We start from the raw sequence: 14,989 nt of genomic DNA, 5'->3' as shown, positions 1-14,989 counted from the left end.
GATGGGTACACCCAAAATCCTGATTCTCGGCGCTGGATACGGTGGTTTGCTCACAACGTTGCAGCTTCAGAAAAAGCTCAACTACAATGAGGCGGAAATCACCTTGGTCAACAAGCACAACTATCACTACATCACGACTTGGCTGCACGAGCCGGCTGCAGGTACAGCACCAGCGGATCACGCCCGCGTCAGTCTGGATGGCATTTTGAACAAGGACAAAGTCAACTTTGTCAAAGGAACGGTGCAAGCCATTCAGTCAGAGGAGCAGACCGTTACGCTCGATAATGGCGAGGTGCTGCCATATGACTATCTCGTCATCGGATTGGGCAGCGAGCCAGAAACGTTCGGAATTGAGGGACTCAAGGAGCATGCGTTTAGCATTCGCAGCATCAATGCGGTCCGCAATATTCGCGAGCATATTGAATACATGTTCTCCAAATTTAAAAATGAGCCGGATCGTATGGACTACCTCACGTTTGTTGTGGGTGGAGCTGGCTTTACAGGGATTGAGTTTTGCGGAGAGCTCGGCGATCGTCTGCCAGAGCTGTGCCGAGAATTTGATGTTGATCCTGAACTGGTGAAAGTCTACTGCATTGAGGCAGCACCAACTGCATTGCCTGGCTTTGACCCAGAGCTGATCCAATACGCAATAAATGTATTGGAGAGAAAAGGCATCGTGTTCAAAATTGGAACCCCAATCAAGCAGTGCACGCCAGATGGCGTACTGTTGAATACCGGAGAAGAAATTAAATCGAAGACCGTTATCTGGGCAGCAGGTGTCCGCGGCAACAGCATCGTGGAAAAAGCAGGCTTCGAAGTCATGCGCGGTCGCGTCAAGGTAGACGAATACTTGCGTGCGCCTGGCCATGAAAATGTTTTTGTCGTAGGGGATTGTGCCTTGATTTTCAATGAAGAAGGACGTCCGTATCCGCCAACTGCGCAAATCGCGGTGCAGGAAGGCGAGACGCTGGGTGAGAATCTCGCTGCCTTGATCCGTGGCGATCTTCCGCAAAAATTCATCCCGCATCTGCAAGGGACTCTGGCCTCTCTTGGAAAAGGTGAGGGTATCGGGCAAGTTGGTTCGAAAAAGCTGTTCGGCAGCACAGCAGCCATGATGAAAAAAGCGAGCGACCTGCGCTACTTGTACAAAATTGGCGGCGTCGGTCTCGCACTGAAGAAAGTAAAGCTGTAAAACGATGCGTCACGCGAGCATTCAAGTCCGGGGGCTCATGGTCCGTGAAGAGATGGATCGGTACAACGCTATGATGGAAGTGGGCCTTTATCTGGAAGAGCAGGGGCGACACGATTTGGCATGGCATGTACAGCGTGAAGTAGATATTCTCATCCTGCCTGCCATCGAACGGCTCAAGGAAAAGGGCCGCGAGAGGGATCGGGAAAATCTGCGATACATGATCGATAATGGGCTCCTAGATGACGAGGATGATTGATAGGTACCCCCGGCGAAGAAGAGCCGGGGGTTTCGTTTAGCTAGGACATGAAAGGAGCGAGCCGGATGCGCGAAGGGAAGGTTTGGCTAGGCGCCTGCGGGATTGTCATTCGCGGGCAAGAAGCATTGGTTGTCAAAAAAACGTACAGCGGACTAAAAGGGCAATGGTCATTTCCTGCGGGATTCGTGCAGGAGGGTGAGACAGTAGATGAAGCTGCAGTACGTGAGGTGCTGGAAGAAACGGGTGTCGAGGCAGTCGTGCGACAAGTAGCGGGAATCCGTTCAGGCGTTATTCGAGAGTCCATTAGTGACAATATGGTCGTTTTTTGGATGGATTACATAGGGGGAGAACCGCGGCCGCAGGAAGGTGAGATCGCGGAGGCGAGATTTATGCCCATACAAGAGCTGCTTCATGATCCGTTGTCTTCGACTTATTTGAAAATCATATTGCCGGACTATATCAAACGGGAACAGGGAATGACAGGTCAATCGTTTGCAATCGATCCCATTTTTCAATATACTTCCTATAAAATCTTTAAGCAATCCTGCGAATAAGCTAGATAAACTGCAATGTTTCCGTTTACATTGCGGTTTTTTTATGTTTTTTTCGCGATGAACTGCATTGTAAACCAAGGGGAGATTCTGATATAGTTAGATACATCTAAATAATCTGAAAATACATGCAATTAATCTTCACGCATGTATGCCGAAAGGGGAGCTCAACATGAGACAAAAACAAGAACAGTGCCCATACTGCCATGGCCAAGGGTATTTCCAACTGCTCCTGGGGGGCTCGGAGAATTGCCCTAACTGTGACGGAGCCGGTACACAGGAAGCTCAGAAGGAAGCTGTTTCTTCTCATCCATAATGAGTAAGGAACCTCGCATAGAAAACCGTCGAAGCGAATGCATCGGCGGTTTTTTCTGTCAGGCGTGCAACACATACGCTTGGCTTCTCTTATTGACCGATCCCTCGCCTTTTTGCTACACTTAATACCGAAAATAGCCCGCCTTTCCTGTATTTGCATAAAAAGTGGCAAAAGGTGGAGAAGGTGGCAGGAGGTCTTTTTCGGCGATGAACTTGATGCAATTTATGGTATCCATTGTTCTGTTCTCCGTGCTAGGGTTTGGCATTGGGTTTATTTTAAACATGATTTTGAAAACGACATGGTTTCCAGTTGTAATCGGCGTTGGTGTAGTCGTAGGTGCACTTGTCTATCAACAAATCGTTCCGGGAATTTGGGATTCGCTCATTCTGGGCTGCGGCATGGCAGGTACAGTGGCGAGTGGCTGGACCATTCACACGCTTCGCAAAAAAGGATATCGGATGTTTTAAAACAAGCACAAGCAGGCCGTCGTTTCGGGCCTGTTTTTCTTTTGGCATTGGATTGGAAAAATGGGCAACAGACAGAATATTTCTATAATCAACCAAAATTTGTGTATACTTTCCTCCTCGTCGGGACATGACTAGAAACGAGAGGAGGTTTACCAAGAAATGAATGGAAAGCAGTTCGTAAGTATCGTCGCGCTGTTCATCCTGGTCTTGACGGCCTTCGCAAGCGATGGATACAGCTATAATGTTGTGGGAGACTACGGTGTCTCATCCACTTTTGGAATCAAGGAAACGAAAGAGGGGCAACGTGTCGTCAAAAAACGGACGGTATCTGCCAGTTCTCTTACTCAAGTGATTGATAAAGCGGATGTATTTCATGATCAATATCCAAAAGTACGTGTAGTGGCGACAGGCTACTATGCCGGATACGAATCGACGGGCAAAAATCCATCTCACCCGTCCTATGGCATTACCTATTCAGGTGTAAAAGTACGTAGAGACGACTATTCCACGATTGCAGCTGATTTGCGCGTTTTCCCGCTGGGGACCATTTTGTACATTCCCGGTTATGGATATGGTGTGGTAGCTGACAAGGGTGGAGCGATTCGCGGCCATAAGATTGACCTGTATTTCGAGACCAAGCAGGACGTATTCTCGCAATGGGGGAAAAAGTCGGTGGACGTGTATATCGTAAAAAAAGGCGAAGGCAAAGTAACGGAAGCTTTTCTGAATAGCTTGAATGAAAAAGGAATCGCAGCCATGGCGGAACCCGTCAGCGGCCAACAACAAACTGAATAGCAACGAATGAAAACAAATGGATGCCGCATCGGTGGCATGAAAGAAAAAAGAAAAAACGTTCAAGGCACAAGCTTTGAACGTTTTTTGTGTCATTTTGTATGAATTAAATCAACCAGCTTCTCCAATCCTTCCAAAATGCGAGGAGAAGGGCGGCAATAGAGGCCTTCTTCCAACAAGTGGACCTGATTGTTTCGAATCGCGGTCATATTCACCCACTCTGGGCGATTGGTGATCAGATCAGACTTGATTCGCTTCAGTTCAATTCCGCACCAGACGACGCAAATATGATCCGGATTGCGTTCCATGACCATTTCCCGCGTAGCCTTGACGTTCGCGACAGGATAGTCCGCAAAAATATTGATGGCACCCGCAATGTCACTTACATCGGTCAACCAGTTTTCCTGACCCGGTGTGTAGATGGGATTCGGCCACCATTCCCAGTACAGCTTCGGGCGTTGCTCGTACGTCGCTGCCTTTTGCCGGATGCTTTCAATGGTTTCGTCAAATTGGATCGCAAGCTGCTCGGCTTGCCTCTGTGTTCCTGTCGCCTCACCGACGAGTCGGATATCATGAGCGATATCCCCGATGCGGGAAGGGTTCAGGACGATATGCGGAATGTCTCTGTTGCCCAGAGCTTCTATATTCTTCTCCATGCCAGGAACAGAGAGGGACGCTACGACCAGATCCGGTTGGAGAGCAGCGACCCGGTCCATATCGATTGTCAAATCGGGTCCAACCCGGGGGAGATGCTGCCACTCCAGCGGCCAGTCAGAGTGATCATCCAAACCGACGACATGCTCATGCAGGCCTAAATAATACAGGATTTCGGTATTGCTGGGACAGATGGAAACAATGCGCATGGGAGCCCTCCTTTAAAAAAACGGATGGAGCAATAACGCAATCATGACGCCTAACCAACCGCCGATCAATACCTCGATTGGTTGATGACCGAGCAGTTCTTTCAGTTTTTTCGCTTTTTCCTGGCTAGGGCGTACTTTTAACGATTTCATACCTTCTAGCAGGTGGTTGAATTCATCGACCAGCTTGTTTAAGACAACGGCTTGCATACCGGCATGGCGGCGGACACCTGCGGCATCAAACATCACGATCACACCGAGAATCGCGGAAATAGCGAACATGTTGCTGCCAAAGCCCTCACGCAGTCCCACGGCTGTGGATAGGGCTGTCACGGCAGAAGAGTGAGAGCTGGGCATACCGCCTGTACTCATGAGCAATGACCATTGCCACGTTTTTGTGGCAAAAAAATGAAGGGGAATTTTGATAAATTGGGCGATCCCTATGGCTAGCAGTGCTGCCCATAAGGGGAAGTTTTCAAAAAAATCCGCCACGGAAAATCCATTCCTTTCTACTGTGCGCTTATCTCTAGGATTATTGTAACAGAAGGGCGTTGTCTTAATCCGTGAAGTTTTTGTTTGGATGTAAAGTGACTGCCAATCTGTGTTACCATGAAGATGGAAGGTTCGAAACGGAGGCATGCATCCATGGGATATCCTGAGCAGTATTTGCAGTTCATTGAAAAATTCAATGATGGAGAATACTATGAATGCCACGATCTGTTGGAAGACATCTGGATGGAAGACAAGTCAGACAAGTTTTTGCAAGGATTGCTGCAATTGTCAGTCGGACTGTACCACCAAGAGTACGGCAATATCAAAGGTGCTCGCTGGATGTTAGGCAATGCACGAAAGTATTTGACTCGTTACCAGGCAGTTCATTGGGGACTGGACGTAACAAGAGTTCTTCGTTACATAGATGAATGCGAGAAAATGTTGCCGGAAAAGGATGTCATTTCTTACACAGAGGCAAAAGCCATGACGTTTCCATCCTTGCGCTTATATGTCGACACATCCTGTTAAACAAATGTGCCCATATAGTATCCTACCACACAGAAAGAGGGAAGAGTATATGAAAGTAGCAGTAGAAAATCGCATACAGCTTGTAAATATCGCGTGTGATGAACTGATTGTCCCGCTATGGAAGGGTGAGGAGCTTTCGCAAGTATACCCGGAATTGGACGAAGCTTTTGGGGGCAGTCTGAGTGGCTTGCAGCAGGACAAGGAAGTTACAGGTGAGGCAAAAGAAATTACGGTTGTCCACGGAATGAACAAGGTAGCTGCAAAAAAACTGTTGATCGTCGGGATGGGTGAACCGGGGAAATTTGATTTCGTCGCAGCCCGAAATGCATGGGGACGTGCAGCCAAAACGGTTGTAGGAAAAGGCAACGGGAAAACAGTCGTGATTGATTTGCCAACAACAGAGCATATGAGTGCCGACCGTCTGGCGCAGGCAGTTACGGAAGCCTTTGGACTTGCCGAATACAATTACGAGGGCTACCGCCAAAAGGCAAAGCGCGAGTTTGACCCAATTGCGACGGTGCAGATTTTGGCAGCAGATGCCGATGCTTCATTGGTACAGGCGGGTGTTGCTCGTGGTTCGGCGCTCGTATCCGGAACGAATCTGGCGCGTACGCTCGTCAATGAACCAGCTAACTACTTGACTCCACGCGCTTTGAAGAATGCAATGGTCGAGGTAGCAGAGCGCTATGGCATGACTGTGGAAGTCATGGAAAAAGCGAAGCTGGAAGAGCTGGGAATGGGCGGAGTGCTCTCTGTTGCACAAGGCAGCGAGCTCGAGCCATATGTCGTCGCAGTTAAATATCAAGGAAGAGACACGTGGGACGATGTTATTGGCTTGATCGGTAAAGGCGTGACGTTTGATACAGGTGGGATCTCCATCAAGCCAGTAGCAGGCATGGAAGACATGAAGTCGGACATGGGCGGAGCAGCTACGATGATCGGCGCATTGGAGGCACTGGGACAGATTAAACCAAAGGTAAACGTACTGGCTGTCGTCGGTACCGTGGAAAACATGCCATCCGGAACGGCATTCCGTCCAGGCGATGTCATCACGACCATGAGCGGCAAAACGGTGGAGATCATTACGACAGACGCAGAAGGTCGTCTCGTACTGGCTGATTGCATCACCTATGCAAAAGAGCAAGGAGTGTCTTGCCTGGTGGATGCCGCTACCTTGACAGGCGGTATCGTGGTCGCGCTCGGTCATTTCTGCTCTGGTGCTATGACCAACGACAAAGCACTGTTGGATGAGCTGATGAACGCAGCAGACGTGGCGGGTGAGCGCTTGTGGCAGCTGCCTACCTTCGATGAGTATCGCAGCCTGAACAAGAGCCGTTTTGCCGATTTGAAAAACTCTGGTGGACGTTATGGCCACGGCATCATCGGTGGTGTTTTCCTGCAAGAATTCGTTGGCGATACACCGTGGGTACATCTGGACATCGCAGGTACGGCGTACACAGCAAGTGCTGGCGACATGCAACCAGCTGGCGGTACCGGAGCGATGACGCGCACCATTGTTGAGTTTGTTTCCAGCCGTAGTGAATAAGAGGTAGTTCAATTTCCCATTTCAATATAAAAAGGAGTGTTTTCACATGGCACAAAACCCAAGCAACGAAGTACGCCGTCAACTGCTGGAAGATGCAAAAACGATCGCTGTAGTGGGTCTGTCCAACAAGCCGGACCGCACCAGCTATATGGTATCGCAAGCTATGCAGAACGTGGGCTACAAGATCATCCCGGTCAATCCTGTCATCGCGGGTGAAACGGTTTTGGGTGAAAAAGTGGTTGCTAGCCTGTCTGAGATCGATCAGCCAGTCGACATCGTCGATGTGTTCCGCCGCAGCGAAGACATGATGCCTGTTGCGGAAGATGCATTGAAAATGCAGCACAAGCCAAAAGTGTTCTGGATGCAACAAGGCATTGCCAACGAAGACGCGGCGAAACTGGTTGCAGATCAAGGCATCGAGGTTGTGCAGGACATGTGCATCAAGGTAGACCACGCCCTTTTGCGGGTTGGAAAATAAGAGACTGAACAATCGGGGAGTGGAAACAACATGTTTATCAACCCAGCGGCTGATACCAAGCGCGATCGCATTCCACCGAATCAAAAACAGACGACAGGCTTTCCTGTCCTGCACTACGGAGAGGTTCCCGAATATACAGATCTCTCTACAGAGTGGAGCTTTCGCCTTTTCGGTCTCGTCGAAGAAGAAGTAACATTGACCTACGAACAAATGATGGCCCTGCCAAAAGGTGGCACCACCAACGATATTCACTGCGTGACAGGCTGGAGCAAGCTGGACAATGAATGGGAAGGCATTCCGGTGGAGGAAGTTCTGAAGCTGGTCAAGGTGAAGCCCGAAGCGAAGTACGTCATGCTGCATGCTGAGCACGGATGGACTGTGAACATTCCGCTTGTCGACTTCATGAAAAACGGCAACCTGTTCGCTACGAAACATAACGGCGAGGATTTGACCCCTGAGCACGGCTGGCCGCTACGCTTTGTCATCCCGCATCTTTACTTCTGGAAAAGCGCCAAGTGGGTGCGTGGGATTGAGTTTATGGAGAAAGACAGGCAAGGGTTTTGGGAGAAGAATGGATATAATATGTATGGAGATCCCTGGAAAGAACAGAGGTTTGCTTGGGATTGATTGTGGGAAAAGAGACGGTGATTATCCGTCTCTTTTTTTGTTTTCATTACATGCGAACCAAGGCGCTGAACGGCCTGAAAAAAGGCGATATTGTCGAGCATATAAAATGCCATCGCAGTCAATGGAAACATTTGGATTTCGGTAACATAGATGGTGTGTCATTGTTTTAATACCCAGTCCAATCTTCAGCATTATAAGACTGGATTCCAAGTCATTCTCATTTGAGAGTAATGTTAGTGTACACAACAAAATTTAAGACTCCTATTAGAATCTGGATGCAAAGGGAAGCAGCAGCAATATATAAAGCTGTTCTTCCTACACTTTTAAATTGCTGATTTTGGTTGAAAAATGAAGTGATCCATACGATTAGTCCGATGGGAAAGAAAATAAAGCTAAAGAAATAAACAATTCCTTTTTCGAATTTGTTCATTTGGATTACCACCACTTAGTTTTTAAAATATTTTACAATATTTGGATTCGATTAACAAACCACACGATTTGTTAACGGTATCGGTCTTCGGAAATTCGTTTCAGAGCATGAGTTCTTAGTTCATCGTTATTATCATGACTCAGTATTTGTAGAGCTTTAAAAGTAGCTTTCTTGTTATAAGCAATACGTTGTCGAACAAAAAATTCGGGATCGCTGGCAAGAATGCTTAGAATCTCAACAGGTACCGATTTATTTTGAGCAACCCAAAAAGACATGTCTGGATATTTTTGAATGACTTCTTGCCAAACCTCCAATGGGGCTTCATCCCAAGCTGGAATATAGGAAAGCCTAATCTTCCCAGAAAGAAAAGATATCAACTCCATCACACCATTTTTTGTAATCAAAAAGTTCTGGGTTTTGAATGAGTTGAAACGATCGAGAAACCCATTGTTGGATGTAGTAATTTCGATTGGATGAAGCTTGCTCTACAAAAAGTCGGACTTCCTCAAGGTGTGTTCTATCTTTTACTATTCCCACTGCATAGAAAGACTTTTCGTTTATGCTTTGCTACTTCCGGATTAATTGATAGTGATAATAGTAAAGGAGCAGTACTTATATCAGTAATAAAAAGGTCCCAATCTTGATGAGGAAACAATAATACAAGATTATTTATCTATGATTATTCCGGCAAGATTAGGCGAATGCCCGAACGAACAAGTTGAACTCATGCGTATCTTAAGGGGTACTGTAATATAGGAGATGGGAGTACACTCTTCAACGGAATCTGTGAAGGGTGTTTTTGTCTCTTAACTGCAAAAAAACGAAATTCATTGTCACGAAATCCTTCCAGCTGGATCAAATAAGTGATCTGAAAATAGAAGGGAAGTCAACGAAATGAAAAAACAAATGTTTTTTGCCGTTAGTATGATGATAGTGCTGTTGTCAGCAGCAGTTCCATTTGCGAGCATGCCAGCACCAGCTTATGCAGACACTCAGACGAAATTGGCGCCAGAACCAATGAAGAAACTCGCACAATTGGACAAAAATGTCGTAGAGGCTGCCAAACAAGCCATGCAGAAGGAGGCGGGCAGTCTGCCGATCGAGTTGGATGAGATTACAGGGATGAACGCCGACTGCTGGGCGATCTCAGCCAAAGACAACAGAGGCGAGGTTCTGGTTACCAAAAAAGAGGGAACGGTCGTATCTGTACATGTTAACTTCAAGTTCAGCGAAGTGGCTACAGATTTGCAAAATACGATCATGAGCACGTTGAAAAGTATGGATGGCACACAGGCTTTTAGAATTGATCAGGTAGATCGAATCAGCTCGGATGTAGAAAACAGTTGGACGTTTAGGGGAGAGAATGTAACGGCATCCATCGACGCGACAACAGGGAAGATCAGCGTTGTTTCGATAAAATATACAAGCCAAAAAATTAACCCCAAGGTGGTCGATACAGCGCAAAAGGCAATGAAGACACTATCAAACGGAAAAGCATCAGCATTGCTCCCTGAGGTCTCGCTCCTGAAAAATTCGGACTATCACCTGGACCAGGTGTGGAGCTTCATGGATCGTGACCGTACACATAGTGTCTTCATCGGGGCGAAAACAGGGAAAGTTGTTTCAGCCATCAACCACAATGATTTCAGAGATAGCAACTATGTCTCGGACGAAGATATTCCAAAAGTGTTTGCCAAACCGTTCTATACGAAAGAAAAAGCGATTGCTGCCGCTAATCCAATGGTGAAGAAAATCTTTCATATGGATTTGACAGGATACAATGTTTCAACGAAATACAACGAGTATACCTTTACGAAAAAGGGAAAACCAACCGTTACGGCATCGATCAATAAAAAAGGGGTTTTTTATGATTTTACCGTCACTCCGGAAAATGGCATGATCAACTAGTATGTACCGAGAATTACAGCAGCCAAAAACCCGCCAGGCGAAATGTCTAGGCGGGTTCTTTACTTTTTTACTTTGCAACATACGTATTATACATTTCAAGCGATATTGAAGTTGTATACAGAAAAAATTTACATAAGGAGGGGAAGTATGCCAGCTTTTCTTAATTGGTTACTATTCATTGTGTTATTAATTGGAAGTGGCATTCAACTATTTCTTAATTTGCTTATGGGCGCAGATATTCCGGTAGTACTAGATGAAGGGGAGTTTATTCGGTTTATAAAGTATTCTGGCGTATTGTTTTCACTATTTGTGGTTTTCTTATCGTTACAACAAAAAATCTGTATCGACCGATTTCATGTCGATCATTTCTAAAATTTCATCATAAGTCATTTTTTTAATCACATTGTAGTCAAGGGCCCTAAAAATAAATTGACGACGTAATTCCTCTTGTTCATTTTTAGGCTCAGGAAGATTTTCTCCAGTAGCTATAGTGTTAAAACGAGGATTAAAAGTTTCCATATTGTCGTCTACATTAAGCTCTACCCAAATCTCTTTCGATGAGCCATCATTTAGTGTGAGAAGGTAACATGCTTTTACGAGATAACCGTCATTATCGGGGCTTCTCTCAGCCATAATATTTTTTACATGTACTTCCTTTGCGGGAAGAATGCCTTTTTTCTGCATTTCCAAGTATGTTGCGAGTTCTTTATGGGTTGTAGATAATTCTTTCTTTACTCGTTCTTTTTCGTCTGGACGTAAATTCCAAGTGAGATAAAAATACGTATTCCATAAATCCTCTTCATTCTTTTGTGTAAATAAATGATGCCATTCAATCGTTAGTATTTCTGTCATTCGACTTAAGGTAGTGTCGTGATTCTCTAATCGATCAAGAATTTCTAGCTTTTTATTATAGTCGACCAATGGAGGCTGGGGACTTGCTTGCATGGATAACGCATTGTTATTAGTAGTACATCCAGCTATTGTAACGACAGAAAGCAACAAGAATACTTTTAACTTTTTGTACAAGTAAATTACCACCTTTTTCTTAGTCTAGCTCTCGCAATATCAGCCGTTGTCAGTACGGGGAACGGAACTACTTACGCATAGGCATAAATCCATATGACGATTTTAATTGGCAGTAGAGGAAAAGAAATTGTGGTATCTGGTAATACAGGTACAGATACTACTGGACCCCATTTACATATCGATACAAATAATAAAGGGAAGTATGACGGGAAGTATATTACCTATTCAAATACGGATAGACCCTAAATACTTCTGGCCTCGCTACTTTGATGGCCCGACCTTTGCGCTACATGAAGAGCATCAAACGGAAGATGAATGATTACGTAAATTTACAGTGAAGAATACTTTTTTGAAGACAGACACCCTTATAAAGTATGTAGGGGAAATTGAAAAGAGGCGGGAAACCGCCTCTTAATTCGTATCAAATGAAATAATTTTGCGTGCTGCTCTTCTACCAGGACCCCCAACAGCTTCGTCATATGTATCTGTTACGATTCTGGAGAATACAGTTTGCATAATTACTTTCTTGTGATCAAGTTCAAGATGTGGCTAGTTTTCCTTTTTGCTCTTTGCAAATGTCATGATCATTCTCTTCATGCATGTGGAGTTTGAGGTCATCTAGGCTAATTACATCATTAGCAAAAGCCATCTGCCATTTTTGCCATGAACCATCTAATTTGATCTGGTGCCAGCAAAAGGGCAGCAAGGACTCTGGAATTGGGGGAAGGGAACGGTTTACTTCTCAAATAGGTGGCAAGGAATGGGCGTTCTAGTGGAGGAAGCTGAAAAGCAAGGGATTTACCTTGAATACGAGCATTTTCAGAAAGGCTGATACCTTGGCCGAGTTTGGAAATACTGCGAAGAATCTGAGGACTGGATGAGCATGCCAAAGGACAGTGCGATAAAGCCACTTGTCATCGAAACTGTGCCTCACGCGGTAAGCGTGGCATTCCTGAAGCACAAAGGGATCACAAACGAGAAATTGATTCTGGTGAAAGCCTCTTTGAAAAAAGTTTAGGGTTATGGTGTAGTGACTGAAATAGTCCCAGAAGTTCGGCCACGCTGTTTGCTTTTATAACGAATGAAATATTCGCCAGCAGGCAGTGGTTTACTAGTTGTGAAGCTAAAAGAGCCATTTCCTTTGATGTTTGAAGAGCCATAGGAGGTTGTAGTACCATCCGGGAGGTATGTAACAATTGAATAGTACATGTAAGCTGTTTTCGTACTATGGTTCTGTGTCACATTTAATGTGACATAGCCAGGTGTAGTTACATTGAAGGGTGCAGAATTCCCACTCGGATCATTTGATCCAAGGTTTGAGTAATCTGCTACTTGTTTGGTTGAAGCAGGTACAACCGTATTAGAAGTTTGTTGAGAACTTGCGGCTTCAGCCCCTGTTGGAATAACAAAAGATGCAGTGAGTAATGCAAGCAAAGCTGCTTGAGCAAACTTTTTCACATCTGTCATCTCCTAGTTTTCGGATTACACCAAATGTTACATGTATATACAAAATTTAACAACAATTTTCTGCAAGAAACACCTTATTTAATAGTTAAAACATGAATAAACTGACCCAACAATTGTTTGTTGCAGATCCTCTGTAGTTCAACTTAACTTACTATTTCAAGTGGAGAGTGGACAAGCAAGTTGCGGAGACGTTAGGGTGGGAACCTTATCTCGATGAAGATTTCACTGACTGGGCCACAGACGGTAATGGATGGGTGCCGAAGTTCTTCACGTCAGGGGAAGGAATGTTAAGACTAATGGAGGAAGCGCGGAAACAAGGCATTTTGATCGACATTGATACCATGAATGAACTTTTAAAACGTTGAAATGCACCAATATAGGAAAAAAAGAGGCCTTCTGGTGAAAGCCTCTTTCAAAAAAGTTTAGGTTTATGGTGTAGTGACTGAAATAGTCCCAGAAGTTCGGCCACGTTGTTTGCTGTTATAACGGATGTAATACTCGCCAGCAGGTAGTGGTTTACTACTTGTGAAGCTAAAAGAGCCATTTCCTTCGATGTTTGAAGCGCCATAGGAGGTTGTAGTACCATCCGGGAGGTCTGTAACAATTGCATAGTACATGTAAGCTGTTTCCGTACCATGGTTCTGTGTCACATTAACTGTAACATAGCCAGGTGTAGTTACATTGAAGGTTGCAGACTTCTTAGTCGGATCATTTGATCCAAGGTTTGAGTAATCTGCTACTTGTTTGGTTGAAGCAGGTGCAACCGTATTAGAAGTTTGTTGAGAACTTGCGGCTTCTGCTCCTGTTGGGATAATAAAAGATGCAGTGAGTAATGCGAGCAAAGCTGCTTGAGCAAACTTTTTCAAATCTATCATCTCCTAGTTTCTGGATTTAATTAAACAATACATATATATACAAAATCTAGCAATATTTTCTTTTGTGAAATACTATATTTAATAATTAAAGCATAAATAAACCAACGCAACTATTTGGCTTCCCAACAAAGATAAACAAAAGCAAAACAAATTAGTTCAAAAAATTCAGAACCCGTCCCTATTTTAAGAACACTCAGTTTAGACGATTTATAATCACTCAATGGTTACACAAGTATATGTCCGGTGATCCCTGGTAAGAGCAGAGGTTTTCTTGGGATGATTAGAAGTGAAGAGGCATATCATTTCCGCCTCTTCATGCGTTTTAAAAGTCTTAAATTCACAAGCTACTCGTCTTATTCCATTTACGACTTCGTCATATGAGTCTATGACAAATAATAGCGCCCAATCAAACGGATAAATGTAATGAAAAATCCGCCCAGAAATCTGAGCGGATTCAGGCTGTCGAGAAAAACACAGTCAGGGGTGCTTTTTTATTATTTCGTGGACGTATCAATAGGTGAAATACCCCAATATATTTATTGGGAAAGATGAATTATTTATATACTTCACTGTGTATGTCCCAGGCTGAAGGCAAAAGTTTTTCTCATACGTGCCTATCCCAGTAATCCCGTCAAAGGAATAGATTTGCCCATTGTTCCCTAGCAGATTCACCGATGTGTTTAAAAAACCGCTATTTTGGGAATTTGCTGGAACTTGATTGACATTTAGCTTCCCGCACACAGTTGAATTGAGATTCACCTGAAAAGGGGCATCCTTCCAATAGCTGTTGGCTTCCAAACCATTATGCCAAAAATTAAATAAATAATTTTGATTTGCCTGAACTTTATTTGGCTGGTTAACCTTGCTTACTTCATTTGATGCCGCTTGTGTTGAACTTGCTAGTGTAAATACCATCATTACTGCCATCATACCTTTTACAAACCTTTTCTTTAACATCGTACCACTCCTTAGATTAGTTAGGGTTTTCCTTACACTTCCATAAATCTAACCTGTTTACTTTTTGTCTATTAATTTCATCACATCCTCTCTTTCCCTTTATTTGAAAAAAGCCTTGGCAATAAGTCGTAGAGGTCGAGACAAGCATGCTTTTATATATTAATACGGATGTATTGGAAAAAAGTTACAAATCATTGTGAAAATTTAAAGATAGGTAGAAA

The 14,989-nt window shown here is 44.5% G+C and carries 19 protein-coding genes; 12 read left to right on the top strand and 7 right to left on the bottom strand.

Annotation, left to right across the window (positions count from 1 at the left end; all coding sequences use genetic code 11):
• Nucleotide 1 precedes the first annotated feature (1 nt).
• The 6 genes from BBR47_RS23795 to BBR47_RS23775 all read left to right on the top strand — a co-directional run bounded on the left by BBR47_RS23795 (nt 2) and on the right by BBR47_RS23775 (nt 3,577).
• On the top strand, nt 2-1,192 hold the full coding sequence (locus BBR47_RS23795; protein ID WP_015892993.1) for an NAD(P)/FAD-dependent oxidoreductase: 1,191 nt from the start codon (nt 2-4) through the stop codon (nt 1,190-1,192).
• 4 nt (nt 1,193-1,196) lie between these two features.
• Complete coding sequence (locus BBR47_RS23790; protein WP_007716742.1) at nt 1,197-1,448, top strand: hypothetical protein; 252 nt, start codon at nt 1,197-1,199, stop codon at nt 1,446-1,448.
• 65 nt (nt 1,449-1,513) lie between these two features.
• Entirely contained in the window at nt 1,514-2,002 is a 489-nt protein-coding gene (locus BBR47_RS23785; protein WP_015892992.1) for an NUDIX domain-containing protein, read from the top strand.
• Nucleotides 2,003-2,150: 148 nt separating this feature from the next.
• Nucleotides 2,151-2,315 (top strand): YuiA family protein, encoded by a 165-nt coding sequence (locus BBR47_RS31110; RefSeq protein WP_015892991.1) that lies wholly within the window; start codon nt 2,151-2,153, stop codon nt 2,313-2,315.
• Nucleotides 2,316-2,521: 206 nt separating this feature from the next.
• Nucleotides 2,522-2,782, top strand: coding sequence for a YuiB family protein (locus BBR47_RS23780; protein WP_015892990.1), 261 nt, complete (start codon nt 2,522-2,524; stop codon nt 2,780-2,782).
• A 159-nt stretch (nt 2,783-2,941) separates the two neighbouring features.
• The gene (locus tag BBR47_RS23775) at nt 2,942-3,577 is read left to right on the top strand and encodes a 3D domain-containing protein (RefSeq protein WP_015892989.1); all 636 of its coding nucleotides are present in this window, start codon (nt 2,942-2,944) and stop codon (nt 3,575-3,577) included.
• An 89-nt stretch (nt 3,578-3,666) separates the two neighbouring features.
• Here BBR47_RS23775 and BBR47_RS23770 read toward each other — a convergent pair whose 3' ends face one another.
• Together BBR47_RS23770 and BBR47_RS23765 are read right to left on the bottom strand one after the other, a co-directional pair.
• Complete coding sequence (locus BBR47_RS23770; protein WP_015892988.1) at nt 3,667-4,437, bottom strand: cobalamin-binding protein; 771 nt, start codon at nt 4,435-4,437, stop codon at nt 3,667-3,669.
• 12 nt (nt 4,438-4,449) lie between these two features.
• A complete protein-coding gene (locus tag BBR47_RS23765) occupies nt 4,450-4,926 on the bottom strand; it encodes a divergent PAP2 family protein (RefSeq protein WP_015892987.1) in 477 nt (158 codons plus the stop codon).
• Nucleotides 4,927-5,079: 153 nt separating this feature from the next.
• Here BBR47_RS23765 and BBR47_RS23760 point away from each other — a divergent pair, with 153 nt between their 5' ends.
• From BBR47_RS23760 to BBR47_RS23745, 4 genes are read left to right on the top strand one after another with little or no spacing between them, the layout of a single operon-like run.
• On the top strand, nt 5,080-5,454 hold the full coding sequence (locus BBR47_RS23760) for a DUF309 domain-containing protein (RefSeq protein WP_015892986.1): 375 nt from the start codon (nt 5,080-5,082) through the stop codon (nt 5,452-5,454).
• Nucleotides 5,455-5,503: 49 nt separating this feature from the next.
• The gene (locus tag BBR47_RS23755; protein ID WP_015892985.1) at nt 5,504-7,000 is read left to right on the top strand and encodes a leucyl aminopeptidase; all 1,497 of its coding nucleotides are present in this window, start codon (nt 5,504-5,506) and stop codon (nt 6,998-7,000) included.
• Between the two features lie 46 nt (nt 7,001-7,046).
• Nucleotides 7,047-7,478, top strand: coding sequence for a CoA-binding protein (locus tag BBR47_RS23750; RefSeq protein ID WP_015892984.1), 432 nt, complete (start codon nt 7,047-7,049; stop codon nt 7,476-7,478).
• 30 nt (nt 7,479-7,508) lie between these two features.
• Nucleotides 7,509-8,105, top strand: coding sequence for a sulfite oxidase-like oxidoreductase (locus BBR47_RS23745; protein WP_015892983.1), 597 nt, complete (start codon nt 7,509-7,511; stop codon nt 8,103-8,105).
• A 501-nt stretch (nt 8,106-8,606) separates the two neighbouring features.
• On the opposite strand, the gene BBR47_RS23730 is transcribed toward BBR47_RS23745, so the two are convergent.
• On the bottom strand, nt 8,607-8,849 hold the full coding sequence (locus tag BBR47_RS23730; RefSeq protein WP_081437271.1) for a hypothetical protein: 243 nt from the start codon (nt 8,847-8,849) through the stop codon (nt 8,607-8,609).
• A gap of 580 nt (nt 8,850-9,429) precedes the next feature.
• On the opposite strand from BBR47_RS23730, the gene BBR47_RS23725 reads away from it, so the two are divergent.
• Nucleotides 9,430-10,443: a hypothetical protein gene (locus BBR47_RS23725; protein ID WP_041749610.1), complete on the top strand. Its 1,014-nt coding sequence runs from the start codon at nt 9,430-9,432 to the stop codon at nt 10,441-10,443.
• Nucleotides 10,444-10,767: 324 nt separating this feature from the next.
• Here the strand turns inward: BBR47_RS23725 and BBR47_RS23720 are convergent, their stop codons facing one another.
• Nucleotides 10,768-11,469 (bottom strand): hypothetical protein, encoded by a 702-nt coding sequence (locus BBR47_RS23720; protein WP_015892978.1) that lies wholly within the window; start codon nt 11,467-11,469, stop codon nt 10,768-10,770.
• Nucleotides 11,470-12,489: 1,020 nt separating this feature from the next.
• Nucleotides 12,490-12,936: a hypothetical protein gene (locus BBR47_RS29830; RefSeq protein WP_015892974.1), complete on the bottom strand. Its 447-nt coding sequence runs from the start codon at nt 12,934-12,936 to the stop codon at nt 12,490-12,492.
• A gap of 167 nt (nt 12,937-13,103) precedes the next feature.
• On the opposite strand from BBR47_RS29830, the gene BBR47_RS23705 reads away from it, so the two are divergent.
• On the top strand, nt 13,104-13,301 hold the full coding sequence (locus tag BBR47_RS23705) for a hypothetical protein (protein WP_015892973.1): 198 nt from the start codon (nt 13,104-13,106) through the stop codon (nt 13,299-13,301).
• A 63-nt stretch (nt 13,302-13,364) separates the two neighbouring features.
• On the opposite strand, the gene BBR47_RS23700 is transcribed toward BBR47_RS23705, so the two are convergent.
• Nucleotides 13,365-13,811 carry a hypothetical protein gene (locus BBR47_RS23700; RefSeq protein ID WP_015892972.1) on the bottom strand — a complete coding sequence of 149 codons (447 nt, stop codon included), beginning with the start codon at nt 13,809-13,811 and terminating at the stop codon, nt 13,365-13,367.
• Nucleotides 13,812-14,321: 510 nt separating this feature from the next.
• A complete protein-coding gene (locus tag BBR47_RS23695; protein ID WP_015892971.1) occupies nt 14,322-14,768 on the bottom strand; it encodes a hypothetical protein in 447 nt (148 codons plus the stop codon).
• Between the last annotated feature and the right edge of the window lie 221 nt (nt 14,769-14,989).

Origin of the sequence: Brevibacillus brevis NBRC 100599 (genome assembly GCF_000010165.1) — a bacterium.
In the GTDB taxonomy this organism is placed as follows: Bacteria; Bacillota; Bacilli; order Brevibacillales; family Brevibacillaceae; genus Brevibacillus; species Brevibacillus brevis_D.
Note: the sequence above shows the minus strand (reverse complement) of the source record. Positions and strands in the feature narration are given on the sequence as shown.